At 60.3% G+C, this 20,739-nt stretch carries 19 protein-coding genes; 5 read left to right on the top strand and 14 right to left on the bottom strand.

All coding sequences use genetic code 11. From position 1 onward, the window contains the following. Window positions 1–112: 112 nt before the first annotated feature. A complete protein-coding gene (locus C4S59_RS11330; RefSeq protein ID WP_103910614.1) occupies window positions 113–610 on the top strand; it encodes an AAA family ATPase in 498 nt (165 codons plus the stop codon). On the opposite strand, the gene C4S59_RS11325 is transcribed toward C4S59_RS11330, so the two are convergent. The 4 genes from C4S59_RS11325 to C4S59_RS11310 form a co-directional block, all read right to left on the bottom strand. After that, window positions 611–1,927 (bottom strand): glycosyltransferase family 4 protein, encoded by a 1,317-nt coding sequence (locus C4S59_RS11325; RefSeq protein ID WP_234994745.1) that lies wholly within the window; start codon window positions 1,925–1,927, stop codon window positions 611–613. Continuing rightward, a complete protein-coding gene (locus C4S59_RS11320; RefSeq protein ID WP_103910613.1) occupies window positions 1,909–3,306 on the bottom strand; it encodes a hypothetical protein in 1,398 nt (465 codons plus the stop codon). The genes C4S59_RS11325 and C4S59_RS11320 overlap by 19 nt, the downstream gene beginning before the upstream one ends. Before the next feature lie 111 nt (window positions 3,307–3,417). Further along, window positions 3,418–4,053, bottom strand: a complete 636-nt coding sequence (locus C4S59_RS11315; protein ID WP_103910612.1) for a DUF1523 family protein — start codon at window positions 4,051–4,053, stop codon at window positions 3,418–3,420. Between the two features lie 124 nt (window positions 4,054–4,177). Beyond that, a complete protein-coding gene (locus tag C4S59_RS11310; protein WP_103910611.1) occupies window positions 4,178–4,972 on the bottom strand; it encodes an alpha/beta hydrolase in 795 nt (264 codons plus the stop codon). Window positions 4,973–5,051: 79 nt separating this feature from the next. Here C4S59_RS11310 and C4S59_RS11305 point away from each other — a divergent pair, with 79 nt between their 5' ends. After that, the gene (locus C4S59_RS11305) at window positions 5,052–6,527 is read left to right on the top strand and encodes an NAD-dependent succinate-semialdehyde dehydrogenase (protein ID WP_103910844.1); all 1,476 of its coding nucleotides are present in this window, start codon (window positions 5,052–5,054) and stop codon (window positions 6,525–6,527) included. 76 nt (window positions 6,528–6,603) lie between these two features. Here C4S59_RS11305 and C4S59_RS11300 read toward each other — a convergent pair whose 3' ends face one another. The 6 genes from C4S59_RS11300 to C4S59_RS11275 form a co-directional block, all read right to left on the bottom strand. Further along, the gene (locus C4S59_RS11300; protein WP_103910843.1) at window positions 6,604–7,077 is read right to left on the bottom strand and encodes an Hsp20 family protein; all 474 of its coding nucleotides are present in this window, start codon (window positions 7,075–7,077) and stop codon (window positions 6,604–6,606) included. A 130-nt stretch (window positions 7,078–7,207) separates the two neighbouring features. Next, a complete protein-coding gene (locus C4S59_RS11295; protein WP_234994744.1) occupies window positions 7,208–8,011 on the bottom strand; it encodes a trypsin-like serine peptidase in 804 nt (267 codons plus the stop codon). A gap of 77 nt (window positions 8,012–8,088) precedes the next feature. Further along, window positions 8,089–9,402 (bottom strand): glycolate oxidase subunit GlcF, encoded by a 1,314-nt coding sequence (gene glcF, locus C4S59_RS11290; protein ID WP_103910610.1) that lies wholly within the window; start codon window positions 9,400–9,402, stop codon window positions 8,089–8,091. Next, entirely contained in the window at window positions 9,402–9,743 is a 342-nt protein-coding gene (locus C4S59_RS11285; protein ID WP_103910609.1) for a hypothetical protein, read from the bottom strand. Before C4S59_RS11285 ends, glcF begins: the two co-directional genes overlap by 1 nt. Next, the gene (locus tag C4S59_RS11280; RefSeq protein WP_103910841.1) at window positions 9,740–10,855 is read right to left on the bottom strand and encodes an FAD-binding protein; all 1,116 of its coding nucleotides are present in this window, start codon (window positions 10,853–10,855) and stop codon (window positions 9,740–9,742) included. Before C4S59_RS11280 ends, C4S59_RS11285 begins: the two co-directional genes overlap by 4 nt. A gap of 19 nt (window positions 10,856–10,874) precedes the next feature. After that, a complete protein-coding gene (locus C4S59_RS11275) occupies window positions 10,875–12,323 on the bottom strand; it encodes an FAD-linked oxidase C-terminal domain-containing protein (RefSeq protein ID WP_103910608.1) in 1,449 nt (482 codons plus the stop codon). A 120-nt stretch (window positions 12,324–12,443) separates the two neighbouring features. Here C4S59_RS11275 and C4S59_RS11270 point away from each other — a divergent pair, with 120 nt between their 5' ends. Genes C4S59_RS11270 through C4S59_RS11260 form a run of 3 tightly spaced genes read left to right on the top strand, consistent with a single transcriptional unit; the run spans window position 12,444 to window position 13,999 of the window. Further along, a complete protein-coding gene (locus C4S59_RS11270) occupies window positions 12,444–12,854 on the top strand; it encodes a CopD family protein (protein WP_103910607.1) in 411 nt (136 codons plus the stop codon). A 2-nt stretch (window positions 12,855–12,856) separates the two neighbouring features. Beyond that, window positions 12,857–13,576, top strand: coding sequence for a DUF599 domain-containing protein (locus C4S59_RS11265; RefSeq protein WP_103910606.1), 720 nt, complete (start codon window positions 12,857–12,859; stop codon window positions 13,574–13,576). Between the two features lie 36 nt (window positions 13,577–13,612). Next, window positions 13,613–13,999, top strand: coding sequence for a hypothetical protein (locus tag C4S59_RS11260; protein WP_234994743.1), 387 nt, complete (start codon window positions 13,613–13,615; stop codon window positions 13,997–13,999). A gap of 3 nt (window positions 14,000–14,002) precedes the next feature. On the opposite strand, the gene C4S59_RS11255 is transcribed toward C4S59_RS11260, so the two are convergent. The 4 genes from C4S59_RS11255 to C4S59_RS11240 are packed head-to-tail and all read right to left on the bottom strand — an operon-like array spanning window position 14,003 to window position 20,680. Next, window positions 14,003–16,045 carry a hypothetical protein gene (locus C4S59_RS11255; RefSeq protein WP_103910605.1) on the bottom strand — a complete coding sequence of 681 codons (2,043 nt, stop codon included), beginning with the start codon at window positions 16,043–16,045 and terminating at the stop codon, window positions 14,003–14,005. Further along, a complete protein-coding gene (locus C4S59_RS11250; RefSeq protein ID WP_103910604.1) occupies window positions 16,042–18,801 on the bottom strand; it encodes a DUF4159 domain-containing protein in 2,760 nt (919 codons plus the stop codon). The genes C4S59_RS11255 and C4S59_RS11250 overlap by 4 nt, the downstream gene beginning before the upstream one ends. Next, complete coding sequence (locus tag C4S59_RS11245) at window positions 18,798–19,676, bottom strand: DUF58 domain-containing protein (RefSeq protein WP_103910603.1); 879 nt, start codon at window positions 19,674–19,676, stop codon at window positions 18,798–18,800. The genes C4S59_RS11250 and C4S59_RS11245 overlap by 4 nt, the downstream gene beginning before the upstream one ends. Next, on the bottom strand, window positions 19,673–20,680 hold the full coding sequence (locus C4S59_RS11240) for an AAA family ATPase (RefSeq protein WP_103910602.1): 1,008 nt from the start codon (window positions 20,678–20,680) through the stop codon (window positions 19,673–19,675). Before C4S59_RS11240 ends, C4S59_RS11245 begins: the two co-directional genes overlap by 4 nt. Window positions 20,681–20,739: the final 59 nt, after the last annotated feature.

Raw genomic sequence — 20,739 nt, 5'->3', positions numbered from 1 at the left:
AGAATATGAGCGTGCGCTGCGCCCGAATTATCGTCCCGGCCTGAGCGGTCGGGTCGGGTTATTTCTGTTCTGAATTTCAAACGCGCGTGATGCGCTTTCAAAGGCACGTATTATGTCACTGAAAACTCCTGTTCTGCACATGCTGTGCGGAAAAATAGCTGCGGGCAAATCGACCCTTGCGGCTGAATTGGCTTCTGAGCCCGATACTGTTTTGCTGTCCGAAGATGACTGGCTTTCGACGCTGTTCGGGGATCAGATGAAGACCATCCCCGACTATTTGCGCTGTTCGGCAAAGCTGCGGCAGGTGATGGGGCCGCATGTTGTGCATCTGTTGAACGCGGGCCTGTCGGTGGTTCTGGATTTCCCCGCCAACCGCGTCGACAACCGCGCGTGGATGCGGGGGCTGTTGGAGCAGACGCAGGCAGATAACCAATTGCATGTGCTGAACTTGCCCGAAGATGCGCGCCGCGCGCGTTTCAACGCCCGTAATGCACAAGGCGATCATCCGTTTTCGGTGACGGATGAACAATACGAGGCGATGTCAGCCTATTTCCAAGAACCGAGCGAGGACGAAGGCTTTACCCTCGTCCATCATCACGCCACGGCGTAATCAGCCGGTGATCAAACTGGGCGTTGGGCCGGTCGGGTCCAAGGCCCAGTCGTAGGCCCGCAGGATCTGGCGGGCCTTTTGATCCCATGTGAAGGTGCTGTCGACACGTGCCTTGGCGGCCTTTCCTTTGGTGGCCAAAGGCGCAGGATCGGCGACAAGATCGGTCAGCAGGGAGGCTAGATCGCGTTCGATCTCGGTCTTTGATCCGCAGGGGATTTTGTATCCCCACGCATCGCTGACCAACTCGCCCGGACCGGCGTAGTCCACGACGATGGGCGGCAGGCCCAAGGCCATCGCCTCAAGCACCACGCCGCCGCCGAATTCGCGGATGGACGGGAAGGTCAGACAATCGGCCTTGGCCATGATGTCCTGCACCTCTTGGTGGGCCTTCCAGCCGTGAAACGTCACCGCGTCGCCCATCGGGGCTGCGAGCGCCTCTAGTTCCGCGCGTTGCGGGCCGTCGCCCACGATATCCAGAACCATTTTGCCGGAAATCAGCAGATCACGCGCTGCATTCAGCAGCATGCTCGCGCCCTTGTACGGCACCAATCGTCCGACAAAGACACCTCGCAATGGCGTGTCTGTGGAGGGGCTGGCCGTCAGGTTAAAGCGCGACGGGTCGATCCCGTTTTCCGGCAGGAACAGTGTCTTGTTTTGGAACTGTTCCGGCACCTCTGACGCCGTGTGGCGTGACCCCGCAAGGATGACCGAGGCGTGTTTCAAAGTGGCGGTTCTGTTCGGCAGCAGTTTGTAGGCCGAACGCACGTAGCTGAGCCATTCCTTTTCGCCTCTGCGCTCTGCCTCGAACCCTTTCGGCCACGGGACGCCACCGTTCAGGGGGCCGATCACAAAGGGAACGTTTGTCTTGGCAACCTTGGCCGCGATGGGCGATGCGATGGTGGGCGACAGGGGTGTGATGCGGTGCACGATGTCCCAATCGCCCGCTTTGATGCTGTCACCGAACGCCCGCCAGACCAGCCGTTCGAACCATGGATAGCTGAGTGCATTGATCGCCTGCACCATGGTCCAGCCCTTGCCTTCGCCCATGCGCAGTTTCTCGGCCAGCTTCCATGCGGGCTTGGCAAATGCCTCGGAATCGATGGCGGTGAAATCGGTGCCTTCTTTCAGGCCAGCCCGCAGAAACGCATCGCGATTGCGGATCTGGGTGACGATGTGCACGTCGGCGTGTTCCCGCAGCGCGCTGGCCAAGGACCAACCGACCAAAGGCACGCTGACCCATTCGGGGTTAGCGGCCTCGGCGATGGCCAGTACGCGCAGTTTGCGGTCACTCGGGAACGTCACAGGATCGGTCGCCACTTCATTTCATAGGTACGTTTTCGTTGTTCGGTTTTACGGTGGCGCAGCCGTTCCGCATAGCCCGTCAGCGCACCGGCCATCAGCCACGTCAGCGGGGTCAGGGTAGCGTTGGGCAACATATCGAACACGTTGAACGCCAAGATCAGCGACATAGGTGCGATCAGAGGGGTGATCTGCGTTTCGGACAGTCGCCGCGCCTGTTGCCAGAGCAGGAAGATGGGCAAGGTCAGCAGGCCGAACTCGGCTAGAAACCCGATCCAGCCGTAGACCCCGAACACGATGATCCAGCGGCCGTCAGACACTGTCACCAGTTCGCCGGTGACCTGATCGTAAATCTGGTTGCGGCCCCAACTGCCCCAACCGAAGGCAGGCTTATCCATCGCGCGTTCCAGCAGTGCGTCTTCGTTCATGAACCGGAAGCGCAGGGAATTGCCGCGGTCTTCGTCAATCTTGTCGAACTGGGCAAGGATCGCATCCTGCGGCACCAGATCGACAGCTTTCAGGTTCGGATAGGCCAAGGCCAATGCCGCCAAAGCGATAGCAAGTTTGATTTGCATCATCCGGCTTAGAAGAACCACGCAAGGGACCAATGCCATCAGGAACAGCAGCGCGCCAAAGGATTTCGCCAGCACTACGACGGCGGACAAATAAAGACCGATGAACAGATATTTTGACCTGCTCGTACCCTCGGACATGCGCCATAGGGCAAAGGCGGACACGGCGGCTGTCATGGCAAAGAAAGCGACCCACAAACCGTGGTACAGGAAGACAACAGGGCGGAACCCGCCAAAGCGGATCGATTGGCCAAAGAAGTGCTGGTAATAGCCGTAAATCCAGTTGTTCAACTGGGGTGACAGGCGCACCTCGATCAGCATCAGAACGGAATAGATCAGCCCGCCGATCACAATCGCGGTCAGAAGCTCTTGCTGCGTGTCGCGCGTCGACAGAAGCTGCCGCGCAAGAAGGAACGGCAGCAGAAACAGAAACTGTTGCATGGGCAGTGCTATAGCGTCTTTGATGCCGAGCGCGGGAATATACGTCAGCCCCCAAGTGATCGATTCACCATTGTTCAGAACGGTTAAGATCGGCGAGAAGATGAACACCAGCACCAGGCCTTTGGCGATGCGGTTCTCTGGCAGAATGCGGAATTCCTGATCCTTACTGAACAGCAGGATAAAGAACGCCGTCATCGCAGGCAGAGAATGTTTGGTGAAAGGCGGAAACAGCGGAAGGTCAAAGGCGGCGGGTGGTTCTGGCAGGAACAGATAACCGCCCAAAAGCGAAATGATCAGGGCGCGCGACGGCTCATACCGTCGGAACAACACGACGGTGATGAAAGGCCATGCGGCCAACATCAGGTAGGCGAGTGGATTGGGCATCCTCTGGTCTGGGTTCCGTTACGCTTTGGGGCCTGTCATTTCGTGCCGATTGCTCATTCTCCGCAGTATAGCCACGGAAAATGCGCAAATTAGGAAGAAAATGCGGCTTTCTTACTTTGACCCGCGGAACCAGTCCTTCAGACTGCGGCGTTTTTCAGCAAGCGAATGGCCCGCGTCGTCAATACCGTCTGCGATTTCGTCAATCACGGGATCGATGCGGTTGTGGCGGAACCGACGCCAGCGCACGTAAAGCGCCCAAAAAATCGCGGCCAGAATGATCAGAATGATGATCGCTTTCCACGGGATGATGCGGACATCGGGCCCTTCGACAGGGCGGATCGACAGGGCATTGGGGAAGATCGTCAGAAATTCGAACCGTGCGCCATAGTGGGTGATCGCCACCCACTGCGGTTCGGCGGCGGTGGATTTGAAATCAACCGCTTCGGCCTGCAGGTTCGAACTGTCGAACTTGAAATACGGCGGCCAGCCCCAGCCGGTGTCTTCGTTGCGGTAGACCATCACATCGCCATTGGCGAGCCGCGTCTGGATAAAGAACACATCGCGGCTGGTTGAACTGGACGACCCGGCCTCGGGACGGGCCCAGAACATCGAATTATTCCCCAGATCCATGCGCTTTTCATAGGTGTCGGTGACGCGCGCGATGTCGTTCTGCGGTAGCGTGTAAAGCAGAAACAGGGCCACAAAGCCCCAGAACAAGATAATCGCAATCCACTTTACATAAGACATTTGTGCATCCCACCTGACGTTGTCTGATCACATAATGGATTGGCGCATAAAGGCAAAGCGCCCAATGCGTGTGGCGTTCCGTCATTGCGGTTGTGCCGCAGCATTGGGCAGGGTTTTGCGCAGATCAGTCCGAAAACAGCGCCTCTGTGATCGGGCTGTCGGCCTGTTCCAGTCCGTCAACAACATCAAAATGGTGTTTGCCACTGTCGATAATGTGGGCCGCGCCCCATGCCTCGGCCAGCCAGCGCGCCTGATCCAGAAAAACAGGGCGTTCATCCGCGCCGACCCAGACGGTCACGGGGATATCTGGTTTGGCTTGAAAGATCGGGCTTTCGTCATGGGCTTCTGTTTCACTCAGCCGGAAGTCTGCGTTCATCTGCGTCAGCAAAAGCGGGCGCAGATCGCTGACCGGCGAGATTGGCATGACAATTCGGATGCGCGCCATGACAGCGTCCGGCAACACGCCCGGTGCCAGCATACGCGACACAAGATGACCGCCCGCAGAATGGCCCATCAGGCGGATAGGGATCGCGGGGATGCGGTCGGCGATGGCTGTAATGGCCACGGAAATCTGGCGCGTGATGTCTGCGACGTGCACCGTCGGACACAGGTCATAAGACGGCATCGCCACGGCGCAGCCGCGATCCAATGCGCCTTGTGCCAGATGCGACCAGTCTTCGCGCCCGAACCGCCGCCAGTACCCGCCGTGGACAAAGATCACCAATTCCTTTGTGTCCGCTTCTGGCAGGAACAGATCGTAGGCCTGTCGCGTTGTGTCCCCATACGAAATACCCAGTTCGGCGCGGCCTTCGATCGACAGCATGTCACGCAATGCCTGTGCTTTGGCCGCCCAACGGGGTGGATAGCTGTCTGCATCGGGAATGTGTGTGTGATTTGAATAGGCGTCGTCCCAATCCATCGCTTTCCTCCTTGGCGGGCGGCTTTATCTGTGATCAAAAATCGGTGCGCCCTGCGGACCTACTATGCTGGAGACCTTCATGCTTGACGAGACCACAAACCTAACTTCGCTTCTGAAAGACCCCAGCCTGCTACAAACTCAGGCCTACATCGGTGGCCAGTGGGTTGATGGTGATGACGGAACCTTTGACGTCGACAACCCCGCGCGCGGCGACGTGATCGCCAAGGTTGCGGATGTGTCGCGCCTGCAGGTGGCAGATGCCATCGCGCAGGCGCAAATCGCGCAAAAGGAATGGGCGAAATGGACGGGTAAGGAGCGTGCAAATGTGATGCGCAAATGGTTCGACCTGATGATGGCGAACCAGGATGACCTTGCCACGATCATGACCGCCGAACAGGGCAAGCCGCTGGCTGAATCCAAAGGTGAGATTGCTTATGGCGCCAGCTTTGTCGAATTCTTTGGTGAACAGGCGAAACGGATTTACGGCGAAACCATTCCCGGCCATCAGCGCGATAAGCGGATCATGGTGATGAAGCAGCCCATCGGCGTTGCGGCATCCATCACGCCGTGGAATTTCCCCAACGCGATGATCACGCGCAAGGCGGGCCCTGCACTGGCGGCTGGCTGTGCCTTCGTCGCGCGCCCTGCGTCGGAAACGCCACTTTCGGCCTTGGCGCTGGCAGTTCTGGCGGAACGCGCAGGAATCCCAGCGGGCGTCTTCAACGTTGTGCCGTCGAATTCCGCGTCCGAGGTGGGCAAGGAATTCTGCGAAAACCCGATCGTGCGCAAGCTGACCTTTACCGGATCGACCGGCGTTGGCCGCATCCTGTTGGCACAGGCCGCGGATCAGGTCATGAAATGTTCGATGGAGCTTGGCGGCAACGCGCCGTTCATCGTGTTTGACGACGCCGATATCGACGCGGCTGTCGAAGGCGCGATCATGTGCAAGTTCCGCAATAACGGCCAAACCTGCGTCTGTGCGAACCGCATTTATGTGCAGGCGGGTGTCTACGACGAATTCGCTGAAAAGCTTCGTGCCAAAGTGGCCGAGATGAAGGTCGGTGACGGTCTGGCCGGTGAGGTCGATCTTGGCCCGCTGATTACGCGCAAGGCCATCGACAAGGTTCAGGAACACATCGCCGACGCCAAGGATAAGGGCGCCGAGGTGATCTTGGGTGGCGAAGATCATGAATTGGGCGGCAACTTCCTGCACCCGACCATCGTGAAGGGCGCGACGCAGGATATGAAGTTCTCGACCGAAGAAACCTTTGGCCCGCTTGCGCCGCTCTTTAAGTTCGAAACCGAAGACGATGTGATCGAAATGGCCAATGACACGATCTTTGGTCTGGCATCCTATTTCTACGCCAAAGACCTGAGTCGCGTGTACAAGGTCGCCGAGGCGCTGGAATACGGGATCGTTGGTGTAAACACCGGCATCATCTCGACCGAGGTCGCGCCGTTCGGTGGCGTCAAGCAATCCGGCCTTGGCCGCGAAGGCAGCCATCACGGCATCGAGGAATACCTCGAAATGAAATACGTCTGCCTGTCGGTCTGATCAGACCACAGCAACGCAAAACGCCCCGGCAAAACCGGGGCGTTTTTCTTTGGATATTCGGGATGTGAGAGACCTGTTAGTTGACCGCTTTGGCGTCAACCACGTCTTTTTCGATCTTCGCGCTGTCAGACTTGCTGATCGCGATGCGGCGTGGCTTTAGCGCTTCGGGAATTTCGCGCACCAGATCGATATGTAGCATGCCGTCGGCGTGCGATGCGCCTTCTACGCGGACATGATCGGCCAGGTGGAACCGGCGTTCGAACGCACGGGTGGCGATACCGCGATGCAGGTAGGTGCGGGACTGGTCATCTTCGGATTTCCGCGCGGATACGACCAGCGCGTTTTCCTTGACCTCGACCGACAGGTCGTTTTCGGCAAAACCGGCGACAGCGATGGAAATCCGGTACGCGTCATCTGCGGTTTTTTCGATGTTGTAAGGTGGGTAAGCCGGTTGGGACACGTCGTTGGACAGAACGCGGTCCATCATATCGGCGAGTTGGTCAAAACCAACGGTTGCACGGTAAAGGGGTGCAAAATCATAGCTTCGCATGGTCATCCTCCATTGAGCGACAACTGTGTTGACGTGCCTTCCTCATGGACAGGCACGCATGGAACAGAACCCCGTCATTGGCGGCCCTGTGCAGAATTATGTGGGAATACCCCGAGGCGGGTTCAACCCCTTAGGGTTTGACAAATTTCGCGCCAGTGTCCGTGCGATTGCCTGCGCCCAACACACGGGTGCCGGGGGTGCCGGACAGGCCGGTGGCCTGTTCCAGTTCGCGGCGCAGCGCGTCAATCGGGCCTTCTAGCGAAACGCCCAAAGACACCGGTATGCCGTCTGCTTCGGCCTTGGCCGAGACGATGGACACGATCTTGGGCTTGCCGGCCTGAAACGAAAACACCGGCGATCCGGACGCGCCAAAATCGACCTGACAGGACATGATGATGATCCCGTCTTGTCGTGAAATCACTTCGCACAACTCCTGAAGAGAGGGCGCTTCTGCGTTGTCATGGGTGTAGGACACAACGCCGACCTCATCGCCGCTGGACGGACGGCGGGCCGTTTCGAAGGGCGTGATGGTGGTGTTCCGGATCGGATGCTGAAGCTCAAGCAGGGCCACATCGTTGCTGACGCGATCGGTGTTGGCCTTGGCCTGATAGTTGTATTCCGAATGGTGCACAGCGCGCCGGACATGCCGGTAGGCCGCCGCACGCCCGTTCCGCCAACCGGCCAGAAACTGGATGTCGCTTGCGGGGACAAGCTCGGATGTCGAAGGATCGTACAGACAATGCGCGGCCGTCAGAACCAGATTGGGGGCAATCAGCGCACCGGTGCAAAAGGCTTTGCCGCCGATTTCCAGGCGCCCGACAGCATCCCATCCGCGACCCTGTTGGCTGGATCCAAGCGACAGAAGCCCCTGCCCATAGGCCACCTGACCCATGAGACAAAACATTCCGACGATAAAAACAACCACTCGCCGCACGAACAACTCCTGCCTTTCGCGTCTTTTTATTGGCGCGTTAGGGCGAAATTAGGGCGATTTATACGGTTTCCGCAATGTTAAGTTTGAGGAGCCAGCTTGGGTGGCACAGGCCCGCCGCTGGCCCAATCCAGCAGTTCGACCGTGTGGACAACGGGAATGTCTGTGCCTGAACCGATCTGCATCATGCAGCCGATGTTGCCTGCAGCGATGATCTCGGGCTGCTTGGCCTCTAGCGTGCGAACCTTGCGTTCCTTCAACTGACCGGAAATTTCAGGCTGCATCAGGTTGTAGGTGCCCGCCGATCCACAGCACAGATGACTGTCGGCGGGTTCGACCACCTCGAAACCAGCGGCTTTCAGCAGGTTCTTGGGGTGCGTTTTGATCTTTTGACCATGCTGCAGGGAACAGGCCGCGTGATAGGCCACGCGCTGTTTGGCAACGCCTGCATTGAACACCTCAGGCCCGGTCTGTTCGACCAGTTTTGCCAGCACTTCGCTGACATCCATCGCGATGGCAGATACACGCGCGGCGTCAGTGGCCAGCGTGTCATCGGTGCGGAACATGTGGCCGTAATCCTTGACCGTCGTGCCGCAGCCAGAGGTGTTGATCACGATGGCATCCAGCCCGCCATTGTCCATTTCCTGCGTCCATGCGCGGATATTGGCGGCGGCGCTGTTATGGCTTTGGTCGATCTTGCCCATGTGGTGGGTCAACGCCCCGCAGCAACCCGCGCCTTCGGCCACGACCACTTCGCACCCCAGACGGGTCAGCAGGCGAATGGTGGCGTCGTTGATGTCTGTGTTCAGCGCCTTTTGCGCACAGCCCGTCATCAGCGCCACGCGCATTTTCGGCGCAGTTTCAGGTGCAAAGCTTTGTGGGTCGTCATTGCGGCTGACCGGCGGAATCACCTTGGGCGCCATATCCAGCATGGCCCGCAGACGCGCATCGGGCACCAGACCACGGAAGGGACGGGCGATTTTGGCCAGCAAAAGCGCCACGCGGAAGCGGGTGGGGTAAGGCAGGATCTGGGACAGAACCCAGCGCAGGGCACGGTCCTTGACCGGACGGTCGTAGTTTTCCTCGATATAGGCGCGGGCGTGATCAACCAGATGCATGTAATGCACGCCGGACGGGCAGGTCGTCATGCAGGCCAGACAGGACAGGCAGCGGTCGATATGCTGGACCGTCTTTTCGTCCGGCTCGCGGCTGTTTTCCAGCATGTCCTTGATCAGGTAGATGCGGCCCCGCGGGCTGTCCAATTCGTCGCCCAGAACCTGATAGGTCGGGCAGGTCGCGGTACAAAACCCGCAGTGCACACAGGCGCGCAGAATTTCGTTGGAGCGCTGCAATTCGGGCTTTTGTAGCTGGCTGTCGGTAAAGTTGGTCTGCATCAGGGGCTCATCATCTTGGCAGTGGCCAGGCCGAACCACGGGGCTGTGGTTGCGATCATGCCTGCGATATAGGTCCAGCGGCGGGTCGTTTGTGTGCGAAGGCGGGTGTACAGCGCGCGGACCACCAAAGTGATCGCCAGCACCCACGACACCCACATGCACAACAGCGCCGCACTTGGCGTTGTTGATTTGAACAGGTTGGAAAACAGCAAAAGCGCAACCACAGAAATCGCCAGCGCGGCGATCAATGCCTTGGTCAGTGGACGGCGAAAGATAATCGCGTAGATCATCGGGCCGACCACAAAGCAAAGGACAAAGGCTGTGATCAGCGCCGGTGTCATGCGGTCATCAATCCGGGGTTCAGGATGCCGCGCGGGTCGAACTTGCGACGCACGCCTTCCGACAGCATCGCGACAGGCGCGGGCTGCGGGTGGAACAGCGGCAGCGTCGTGCCAGATGCGCGGACCAATGTGGCGTGACCGTCAAAGGCCCCCAGCTTAGCGCGGATATCGCTGCCTGCTGGTGTCAGCGCCCAGATCAAGCCGCCGCTCCAGTCATAGAAGACCTCTTTGGCGTCCAGCTTTGCTGCCAGATCGGGGGCGTCGGTGGGTTTGGTTGAAATCCGCCAGACATCGCCTGTGGTTCCGTGGAACGGCTGGGCGTCGCGGATGTAGGCCCAACCTTTGGCTACGGCCTCGGGATCGGTTTCACGGCGCAGCGCGTGGTTCGGGAACAGTCCCGCCAGTTGCTCAAGCCGGTAGGCGACGGAATCGTTAAAGCCCTCGATGCGGATCATGGTGACGGGCGTGCCGTCCAGGCCTTTGGGCAGGTGCGCGGTGCCTGTCACGTCATAGGGCGACCCCATGGCGCGGGTCATGGCGTTAATCGCGTCGCGGTCATTCAGCCCGTCGATCAAAAGGCAGGCCATGGTTTCGGGTTTCGGCAGAACTTTCAGCGACACCTCGGTCAGCACGCCCATGGTGCCCTGACTGCCTGCCATCAGCTTGACCAGATCATAGCCGGTCACGTTCTTCATCACGCGTCCACCGTTTTTCACGATGCTGCCTTGGCCATCGACAAAGCGGACGCCCAACATGAAATCCCGTGCCGCGCCGCATTGGATACGGCGGGGGCCGGATACATTGGCCGCCGCGACGCCACCCAAAGTGGGCTCGCCCGTGGTGCCAAGTAGACCGCGATGATCCATGGGTTCAAAAGCAAGACGCTGGTTTTCGGCGTCCAGCGCGGCCTCGATCTCGGCCAGCGGGGTGCCAGCGCCTGCGACAACGGTCAAAGCACCGGGTTCGTACAGGGAAATGCCGGACAATCCGCTGGTTTCCAGAACCTGACCCAGTTCAGCGCCCGTGCGACGGGTGCCGCCGCCGCGAATGTGCAGCGGGCCTTTGGCCGATTTGATCGCCTCTGCCAGCTCGGCTTCGCTTTGCGGTTTCAGTGATGTCATCGGATCAATCCTATTCCGCAGCGATTGCCATGTTGCGACGCGTCTCGGACGCGGCCAGCGGGAACACCTTGGCAGGGTTCAAAAGCCACTGGGCGTCGAACACGTCCTTGATCGCCATCTGCGCTTCAAGGTCTTCGGGTGCGTATTGGTCGACCATCAGATCGCGTTTTTCGATACCGACGCCGTGTTCACCAGTCAGGCATCCGCCGACCTCGACGCAGAGGCGCAGGATGTCCGCGCCAAATGCCTCGCACAGTTCCAGATCGCCTTCTTTGTTGGCGTTGAACAGGATCAGCGGGTGCATGTTGCCGTCACCTGCGTGGAAGACGTTTGCCACGCCCAGCCCGTATTCCTTTGACATCTCGCCAATCCGGCGCAGTACGTAGGGCAGTGACGACACAGGGATCGTGCCATCAAGGCACATATAATCGTTGATCTGTCCCATCGCGCCGAAGGCCGATTTACGGCCCAGCCAGATGCGGCCTGCTTCGTCCGCATCCCGTGCTTCGCGCAGCTCAACCGGGTTGTGGCGCTGGGCGATGTCTTTGATCAGCGCCAGTTGTTCGTTGATCTCGGCGGGGCTGCCTTCGACCTCGACGATCAGCAGCGCTTCGCACATCGGGTAGCCCGCTTTGGCGAATGCTTCGCAGGCCTCGATACAGGGGCGGTCCATGAATTCGATGGCCACGGGCAGAACGCCCGCTTTGATGATGTCGGACACGCATTCGCCGGCGACTTCGTTCGAATCGTAGGCGATCAGAACAGGCCGCGCGCCTTCGGGTTTGTGCAGGATGCGCAGGGTAGCTTCGGTCACGACGCCAAGCTGACCTTCCGAGCCGCAGATCACGCCCAGCAGGTCCAGACCTGCCGCATCCAGATGCGCGCCGCCCAGTTCCACGATGGTGCCGTCCATCAAAACCATGGTCACGCCCATCAGGTTGTTCGTTGTCACACCGTATTTCAGGCAATGCGCACCGCCGGAATTCATCGCGATATTGCCTGCAATCGCGCAGGCCAGCTGCGATGACGGATCGGGGGCATAGAAGAAATCGTTTTCCTCGACCGCGCCGGTGACACTCAGGTTCGTGCGGCCGGTCTGGACGCGGATGATCCGGTTTTCATAGTCGGTCTCAAGCACGTCATTCATGCGGGACACACCAAGGATCAGGGAATCCGCCGTGGGCATCGCGCCACCGGCCAGCGATGTGCCGGACCCGCGTGGTACAACAGGCACACCCTCTTCGTGGCAGATCTTCAGAACGGCCGAGACTTCTTCAGTCGTGGACGGCAGGGCCACAGCCAAGGGCGGGCAGCGATAGGCCGTCAGCGCGTCGCATTCGTAGGCCCGCGTTTCCGCAGGGTCCGAGATCAGGGCGTCGGGCGGCAGCACAGCAGACAGACGCGCCACGATATTGGGTTTCCGCGCGAGAAGCCCCGCGTTGGGTACCGGCATTTCCATGATGTTCCTCCCTACGCCTTAAGGCGCTGGCTTTTACAATAGCGGGACATGACGCCAGATCAAATCCGTGAAACTACGTAGCCTCTTGCAGCGGCGTCCAGTTTGCCGCAGGCATAGGACATGGACTGGATCAAGATCATACACCTTCTTTGCGTCATGGGTTGGATGACGTCGATTTTCGCCGTTCCTCGTGCGCTGATTTACTGGAAACGGGAATACGCCCGACTGGGTGAATTCGGACCCTTGGGCGATCTTACGATCCGGCTTTATCGTTTTTCCGCAGGCCTTGGCGTGATTGCCCTGATCACCGGTCTTTGGTTGGGCGGTCTTTGGGGCATGCCGAACTGGGTCTGGCTGAAGCTGGCTTTGGTCTCAGGGCTGGTCGTTCATTACATCTGGACCGGACGCATGGTGCTGCGGGCCAAGCGCGGCGAGTTTAAAGAAAGCGACATGTTCCTGCGCATCTTTAACGAGGTGTCGGTGTTCGCCGTCATCGCGGTGCTTTGGGTTGTTGTGGTAAAGCCGTTCTGATCATGATTACGTTGCCCGACCTTTCCCTGTTCTCATTGATGGACTTTGTCGCTGTTGGCACCTTGCTGGTGGTCTGGAGCCTATTGTCCCTGCTGATCGAAAACGCGCCCAAGCGGTATCCGTCGACGTCGCAGATCATGGCGGGGTATCGCCGTGAATGGATGCGCCAGTTCGTGACCCGCCAGCCGCGAATATTCGATTCCCAGATCGTGTCCAGCCTGCGTCAGGGAACAGCGTTCTTTGCCTCGGCCTCGATGATCTCGATCGGTGGCGGCTTGGCGCTTTTAGGCAATGCAGACCGTTTGCGCGGTGTCGCTCAAGACCTGACACTAGGCGCTGATCCGGTTCTGGTGTGGGAAGTGAAGATTTTCTTCATGCTGCTGTTCGCCGTGAATGCCTTTCTGAAATTCGTCTGGTCGCACAGGCTGTTCGGCTATTGCTCGGTCCTGATGGCGGCGGTTCCAAACGATCTGGATGACCCGAATGTCTACGTGCGCGCGTCGCAAGCAGGCGAGATCAACATCACCGCCGCGCGCGGGTATAATCGTGGTCTACGGTCTGTCTATTTTGGGATCGCCAGTGTCGCGTGGTTGTTGGGCGCGGTGCCCTTGTTGATGGCCACTGTGTTCACCGTTGCGGTGATCCTGCGGCGCGAATTCGCGTCCGAGTCGCGGGCCGTGCTGCTTTCAGGCAACGCTCGCGTGGATGACACACAAAGTTGACGGGCAGCAGATGAACGTGGATGCTAAGGTGACAGCATGCGAACATCTATGATTCATTCCCTACGCCAAGCATGTCTAACCGCAGCCGCCATCACTGGTATGGCCCTGCCTGCCATGGCGGACGGACCCGTGGTCGAAGATGTCCAAATGGAGAAAACCGGTATGGGTTGGCGGGTGTCTGTGACGCTCAGCCATGATGATACGGGGTGGGATCATTTCGCCGATAGCTGGCGGATCGAGGATGCCGAGGGCAAGGTGATTGCCGTTCGCAAACTGATGCATCCGCACGTCGATGAGCAACCATTCACGCGGTCTTTGTCATCTGTGGTGTTGCCCGACGGCACGCGTGAAATTTTCGTGCGCGCGCATTGCTCCAAGGGTGGTTGGCACGATGAGACCACCAAGGTGAAGATCGCGCGTTAAACGCTAGTTCCGACCTTCGCGCAGCCAGCCTGCCAAGATCACAACCGACGCCAGCAGCAGAACCAGCCACGCAGGAAGCAGCGGCGTCTGCGTCACATCCACCGTTTCAAACGCGTTCCTTGGCGTGATGCCGATCCAGCCGCGGCCAGCGGCGGGGCGGCCTTCGCCGACGTTGCGCAGGGCGGGAATGCCGTCTTCCAGACGGGGCGCGCCACCGCGCATGGATGCGATCACGGGGTCCAGTATTTCCGATGTGGCGATGGTTTCCTCGAACTCTTTCGGCGCGGCGGGGCCAAGGCCGATGACAGCCTCTTTGTCGCCTTCCGCCAGACGATACAGACCGATTTCCGGGCCGGTAAACGTGGCCTCAAACCGGCCGGGTGCGGTTTCTTCCAGTTCGATTTCCTCGGTCGTGCCATCGGGGTGGGTGATGGTCACCGCGCCAACGCTGTCCTCCAGCGTGCGGCGGATGATGCGCATGGTTTGGCCGGTCGCTTCGGCAAACAGGGTTTCTTCCTCAAGCTCGGGCTCTTTCATCATCCAATGGGCTAGACGACGCAGCAGTTCCAACTGAGGACCGCCCCCTTCGTACCCACGCGACCAGAGCCACGCCTGATCAGAGGCAATTAGCGCCACACGGCCTTCGCCCACGCGATCCAGCATCAGAAGTGGGCGTTCATCCACGCCTGTCATCAGCACTTCGGCATCGTCTGACGCCGCGATGTCGATCTGACGTAGCCAGCGGCCCCATGTGTCTTGGTTCAGCATGCCCGCGGTCACAGGGTGTTTGTCGCCCAGATCGGTGATGGTCGGGCGATAGGCCTCTTCCACCACGCGGGCGGTGGGGGCACCGGGAATGACCTCGCCCAAGGGTGAACGGTACAGGCTTTGTGCTGTTGCGAAATCGGGGCCTGCGTTGATCAGAACGGCACCGCCCTGTTCGACATAGTTGCGCACGTTATCCAGATAGATCGCAGGCAGAATGCCACGGCGTTTGTAGCGGTCGAAGATGATCAGGTCGAAGTCTTCGATCTTGTCCAGAAACAGTTCGCGGGTCGGGAAGGCGATCAGGGACAGTTCGTTGACGGGCACGCCGTCCTGCTTTTCCGGTGGGCGCAGAATGGTGAAGTGCACCAGATCGACCGAGCTGTCGGATTTCAGCAGGTTCCGCCATGTGCGTCCGCCCGCATGGGGTTCGCCGGACACCAGCAGAACGCGCAGGCGGTCGCGGACACCATTGATCTGCACCAGCGAGGTGTTGTTGCGGTCGGTCAGTTCGCCATCGGCTTCAGGGACCGAGAACTGGATCACGTTCATACCGCCATGGGGCAGGGTGATGGGCAGTTCCACGTCACGCCCGATGGGCATGGCAAAGGTCTGTGCCGGTGCGCCGTCGACGGAAATATCGATGGTGGTTTCACGCTCGTTGGGCGCGGCACCGTCATCTTGAACACTTAAGGTCAGGGTCACAGGTTCGCCAAGGATGGCAAAGGCCGGTGCGTTTTTCACGATCAGGCGGCGGTCCCAATCGGACTCCTTACCGGTCAGCAGCAAATGAAGTGGTGCGGGCAGGTCAGGGGCGCGTTCCAGATCATGCAGGCGACCGTCGGACAGCAGCAGGATACCGGCAACACGGCCGCGGGGTTCCTCGGCCAGTGCCTCGGATAGTGCCGACATCAACTGCGTGCCCGCATCGTCGGCGCTGTCGCCCACGTTGATGCGGCGTACTTCGGTGTTGGGGCGGTCGGCCAGCCGTGCCTCAAGCGTTGTGGCGGTGTCTTCGGTCAGGCCTGCGCGATCTGCCAGTTTCTGGCTGGCGCTTTGATCGACGACCATCAGAACAATGTCCGACAAAGGCGCACGGTTTTCCTGTTGGAAAGACGGCTGCGCCAAGGCCGCCGCCAGCACGGTGACCGCCAGCAACCGCCATGCCCAGCCCCGCAACCCACGCCACAGCGCAAGGGTCACGCCGAACAGGCCTAAAGCGGCCAAAGCGCCGATGGCAAGCCATGGCAGAAGGGGATCAAAGACGATGGTTCCGGTCATTGGCCCAACCTGTCGAGCAACGCAGGCACGTGGACCTGATCGGATTTGTAGTTGCCTGTCAGCACATGCATCACAAGGTTTACGCCAAAGCGATACGCAATCTCGCGCTGGCGTTCGCCGGAAAATCCGGTGCCCAGACGGTTCAACGGCATGCCGCTGGCGTTGGTTGCCCACGCGCCAATCCAGTCATTGCCGCCGATGATCACAGGCGTGACGTTATCGTTCAGGTTTCTGAACGGCATACCTTCGATCAGTTCCGCATCGGCTGGTGCGGCCTCGACCCAGATATCGCGACCGGTGTAACGACCGGGAAAGTCCTGCAGCAGATAAAAGGTGCGGGTCAGAACGTGATCCTGCGGCAGCGGTTCAAGCGGCGGAATATCCAGCGGTGCGGCCAGTGCCTGAAGCTTGCGGCCATTCGGGCTGGAGGTGCCGAACGATGCGATGTCAGCGTCGCGCGTGTCGAACAGGATCATCCCGCCGGTGCGCAGGTAGGTGTTCAGCTTGGCATAGGCCTCAGCCGACGGGGTTGGCTGATCAGGGGTGATCGGCCAGTAAAGCAACGGGAAGAACGCCAGTTCGTCGGTTTCAAGGTTCACACCGATGGGATCGGACGGCTCGATGGATGTGCGGAAATAGAGAACGTCAGACAGCCCCTTCAGGCCCGCTGCCGCCAGACCGTCCAAATTGTCGTCACCTGTCAGAACATGCGCCAGACGCAGTTCGGATGTGGCGTCAATCGCGGCGCGGTCATCGGTTTGGGCGTGGCTGATATCGGGCATGCCCATTGTCATTGCCGCAGCCGTGATCAGCGACGCGACACGCGCGCCACGCAGCTTGCCTGACAGCGCCAGCGACGCCAGCACATCGGCAAACAGCAGCACCATCGACAGCGCCAAAAGCCATCCAGCAAGCGGTGTTTCGCGGGATGTACTCAGCCCTTCGACGGGAATGCGGTCTGGCCATTGGGTCGGCGTCAGTTCGGTGGCCGAGGTTACCACGTTGCGCGCAAGGCTGCGGTCTTCGCCTTGATACAGGCCGGGGCGCAGATCGGGGCCGAGCGCGGCTGTCACCAGTTCTTCGCCCGCGATACCGGGCAGGTTTTGCGCGTCGCGTAGCGTGCCGAACCCGTCCAGCACTTTGGCAGGCTGCCATGTGGTGCCTGCCAGATCGGCGGCTTCCGGTGTGGCGGTGATCGATGACACGGCAAGGCGTTCCAACATTTCCACGAACAGGCCCGACAGCGGCAGGTTGGACCATTCGGCGTTCGCGGTGACGTGGATCAGCACGATTTGACCTTGGCCGACGCGCTTGCGGGTGACCAGCGGTGTGCCATCGGTCAGTTGCGCAATCACGCGGGATGCCAGCGTCGGGTCAGGTTGGGCCATCACCTGAGACGTGACCGAGACGTCTGAGGGGATATCGAGGCCGAAGAAGGGGCTTTCGGCGTCGAAAGGTGCAAGGGCTTTGGGCTGTCCCCAGCTCATCGCGCCGCCGACGGTGCGGCCACCGGCGCGCAGGCGGACTGGCATGAGCGCATCTTCTTCGCTGCGGGATACGTCACTGGCCGCAAGGCGCGGACCGGCAAAGCGCAGCAGCATGCCGCCCTTTTCCAGCCACTCTAGAAGCAGCGCCTCCTCGCCTTCGCTGACGGTCGCGACGTCGGCAAAGACGACAACGTCGGGATTGGCTGGCAACACATCCGTCAGGCCGCCTTCAATCAGGTCGGCTGTCGGTTCTAACGCGCGTTCAAGGTAGTGGGTGGGCGACAGTAGCTCCAACCCCTCGCGGTTTTGCGAACTGGCGATCAGCGCAACTTCGCGACGGCGCAGCGTGTCGTCCGGCAGGCTGACAGCACCGGCGCCGCGGCTTCCTGCGATGGTAAAGCGCTGGATACGGGCGCGTAGTTCGGCAGGGATTTCGACACTGCCACGGGCATCCAGAACGTCGGCAGCAAAGGACAGGTCCTGGGTGGCAAGCGTGGTTTCATTGCCGGATGGATCGGGGCCGATGGCCTGAACGGTGATGGTCTGTTCCGGCCCTGAACGCAGGCGGCGGGCGGTCAATTGCACAGCGCCATCTTCGAACGTGGCGGGTTCCAGCCCGTACAGGCTGCGCGGGCTTTCGAACACGGTGACACTGCCCTTGGCTTCTAGCGCGGTCAGCAGGGGCGCGCGGTTTTCGCGGGCGATGCCGTCGGAAAACCAGAGCGTGTCAAAGTCGCCCTCGGGCAGAATATTCGTGGCCTCGGCGATCATCGCATTCGTCGGTTCCCACGGTTCCGGCAGAATGCCGGTCAGGCGGGAAATCAGGGTGCCTGCCGCCTGAAACACAGGTGCCTCGGGATCAGTCAGACGCAGCAAGGCGACTGGACGGTCGTCGCGGCCCGCCTGCGACAGACGGTCTTCGAGGCTGGAAATCTTTGCCCGCCAGTCAGGGGCCGAGGCCCAGCTTGCGTCCATCACCACCAGCAACGGCGAGTCGCTGGCTGTCTGGTCGCGGGCTTCGGGGTTCAGGATCGGGCCTGCCATGGCGATGATCACGGCGGCCACAGCCAGCATTCGCAAAAGCAACAGCCACCAAGGGGTGCGGTCGCTGATCTGTTCTTCGTCTTTCAGGCCCAGCAGCAGGACCACGCCGGGGAACATGCGGCGTACAGGTGCGGGCGGCACGGCCCGCAGGATGATCCACAAGATCGGCAGGGCCAGCAGACCCAACAGCAACCAAGGTGCGGTAAAGCCCAACGCGCCGATCATCGTGCAGCACCCCCGTCAAAGGCGCGCCACATCCAGAGTAGCGCGGACTGTGCGCTTTCGTTGGTGTGGTGGCAATTGAACTGCCAGCCTGTCGCGCGACACAACTGTTGCAGCCGGTCGCGGCGTTCGTTCAGGCGGTCCAGATAGCGGTCGCGCAGATCTTTGGCCTTCAGGGTTTCAAAGCTGATGGTGCGGCCAACGGATTCGAATATCGTGCGCCCTTCGAACGGAAACGCCTCTTCCATCGGGTCCAGCACTTGGAGCAGAACGCCACGCACACCGCGATCCGCCGCTTTGGCCAAGGCGGCCTCAACCGCGTCGATATCGCCTAGGAAATCCGAGGCGAACACGGCCTTTGCGTGGGGGATCATTCCGCGTGCTTCTGGCGGGGCATAATCCTGTGCATCGTCGGTCGAAAACGCCTCGGCCAGTCTGAGGATTTGCTGTTCACCACGACGGGGCGGCAGGGTGAAGCCGGTCAGGCCCACACGTTCGCCCCCACGGATCAGCAGGATCGCCATCGCCAGCATTAGAACCCTGGCGCGGGACGCTTTGCTTTCAGTGTCTTTGGTACCAGCGAACTGCATGGATGCGCCTTGGTCCAGCCACAGGATCACGCTTTGGGCGATCTGCCATTCGCGGTCTCGGACAAACTGCGCGTCGCCCTTGGCCGATCTGCGCCAGTCGATGGACCGCAGGCTGTCGCCCTGCATCATCGGGCGGTATTGCCAGAAATCGTCGCCCTGACCCGCGCGGCGGCGGCCGTGTTCACCCAAAAGAACGCCACTGGCAAGATGATCGGCCTTGGCCAGCAACGCAGGCAGCGTGCTGGCGGCGATTTCCGCGTCGCGTCTTAGGGTGAGCGGTTGTGTCACGCAGCGGCCTCGGACGTTTGCAGGCCAGCGGCGATTGTGTCGATGATTTTGCCAAGGTCTTCACCCCGCGCACGGGCCGAGAAGGTCAGCGCCATGCGATGGATCAGAACGGGTTTCGCCATCGCCAGCACGTCTTCGGGCGACGGGGCAAGGCGGCCTTGCAGCAGCGCACGGGCCCGAACCGTCAGCATCAGCGCCTGTGCAGCACGCGGGCCGGGGCCCCATGCCACGGTGTCGCGCACCAGATCGGGTGCAGAGGGATCATCGGGGCGGAAGGTGCGGACCAGATCAAGGATCATTTCCACAACGCCTTCACCCACGGGCATACGGCGCAGCAGGTGCTGGGCCGCGATCAGGGATGCGGGATCGAACACCTGATGGGCCTGCGCATCTTCGGTGCCCGTTGTGGCCAGCAGAATGTCGCGTTCTGTGTCGCGGTCGGGATAGGCCACATCGATCTGGACAAGGAAACGGTCCAACTGCGCCTCGGGCAGGGGATAGGTGCCTTCCTGTTCGATGGGGTTTTGCGTTGCCAACACATGGAACGGCGCGGCCAATGCGCGGGTTTCGCCCGCAACGGTCACGACCTTTTCCTGCATTGCCTGCAACAGCGCCGACTGGGTGCGCGGCGAGGCGCGGTTGATTTCGTCGGCCATCAGAAGCTGGCAGAAAATCGGGCCTTGAATGAATTTGAAGGCCCGCGATCCGTCAGGGCCTGTTTCCAGAACCTCGGAGCCAAGGATATCCGCGGGCATCAGGTCTGGCGTGAACTGAACGCGGTTGCCGTCCAGCCCCATAACCGTTGAAAGCGTGTCGACCAGTCGCGTCTTGCCCAGACCCGGCAGACCGATCAACAGGGCATGACCGCCACACAACAACGCGGACAGCGTCAGATCGACGACCTGTTCCTGACCGATAAAGCGTTTGGTGATTGCCTGCTTGGCCTCGGCCAGTTTGCTTTCCAGCGCCTCGATCTCGGCGACCAGATTTTCCGTGTCGGCCATGACATAACTCCCTTGCAGGCTAAACTAATGTAGATGAGTGTATCGCGCGAACAGGAAAT

Source organism: Thalassococcus halodurans (assembly GCF_900108225.1).
GTDB classification, from domain to species: Bacteria; Pseudomonadota; Alphaproteobacteria; order Rhodobacterales; family Rhodobacteraceae; genus Thalassococcus; species Thalassococcus halodurans.
Note: the sequence above shows the minus strand (reverse complement) of the source record. Positions and strands in the feature narration are given on the sequence as shown.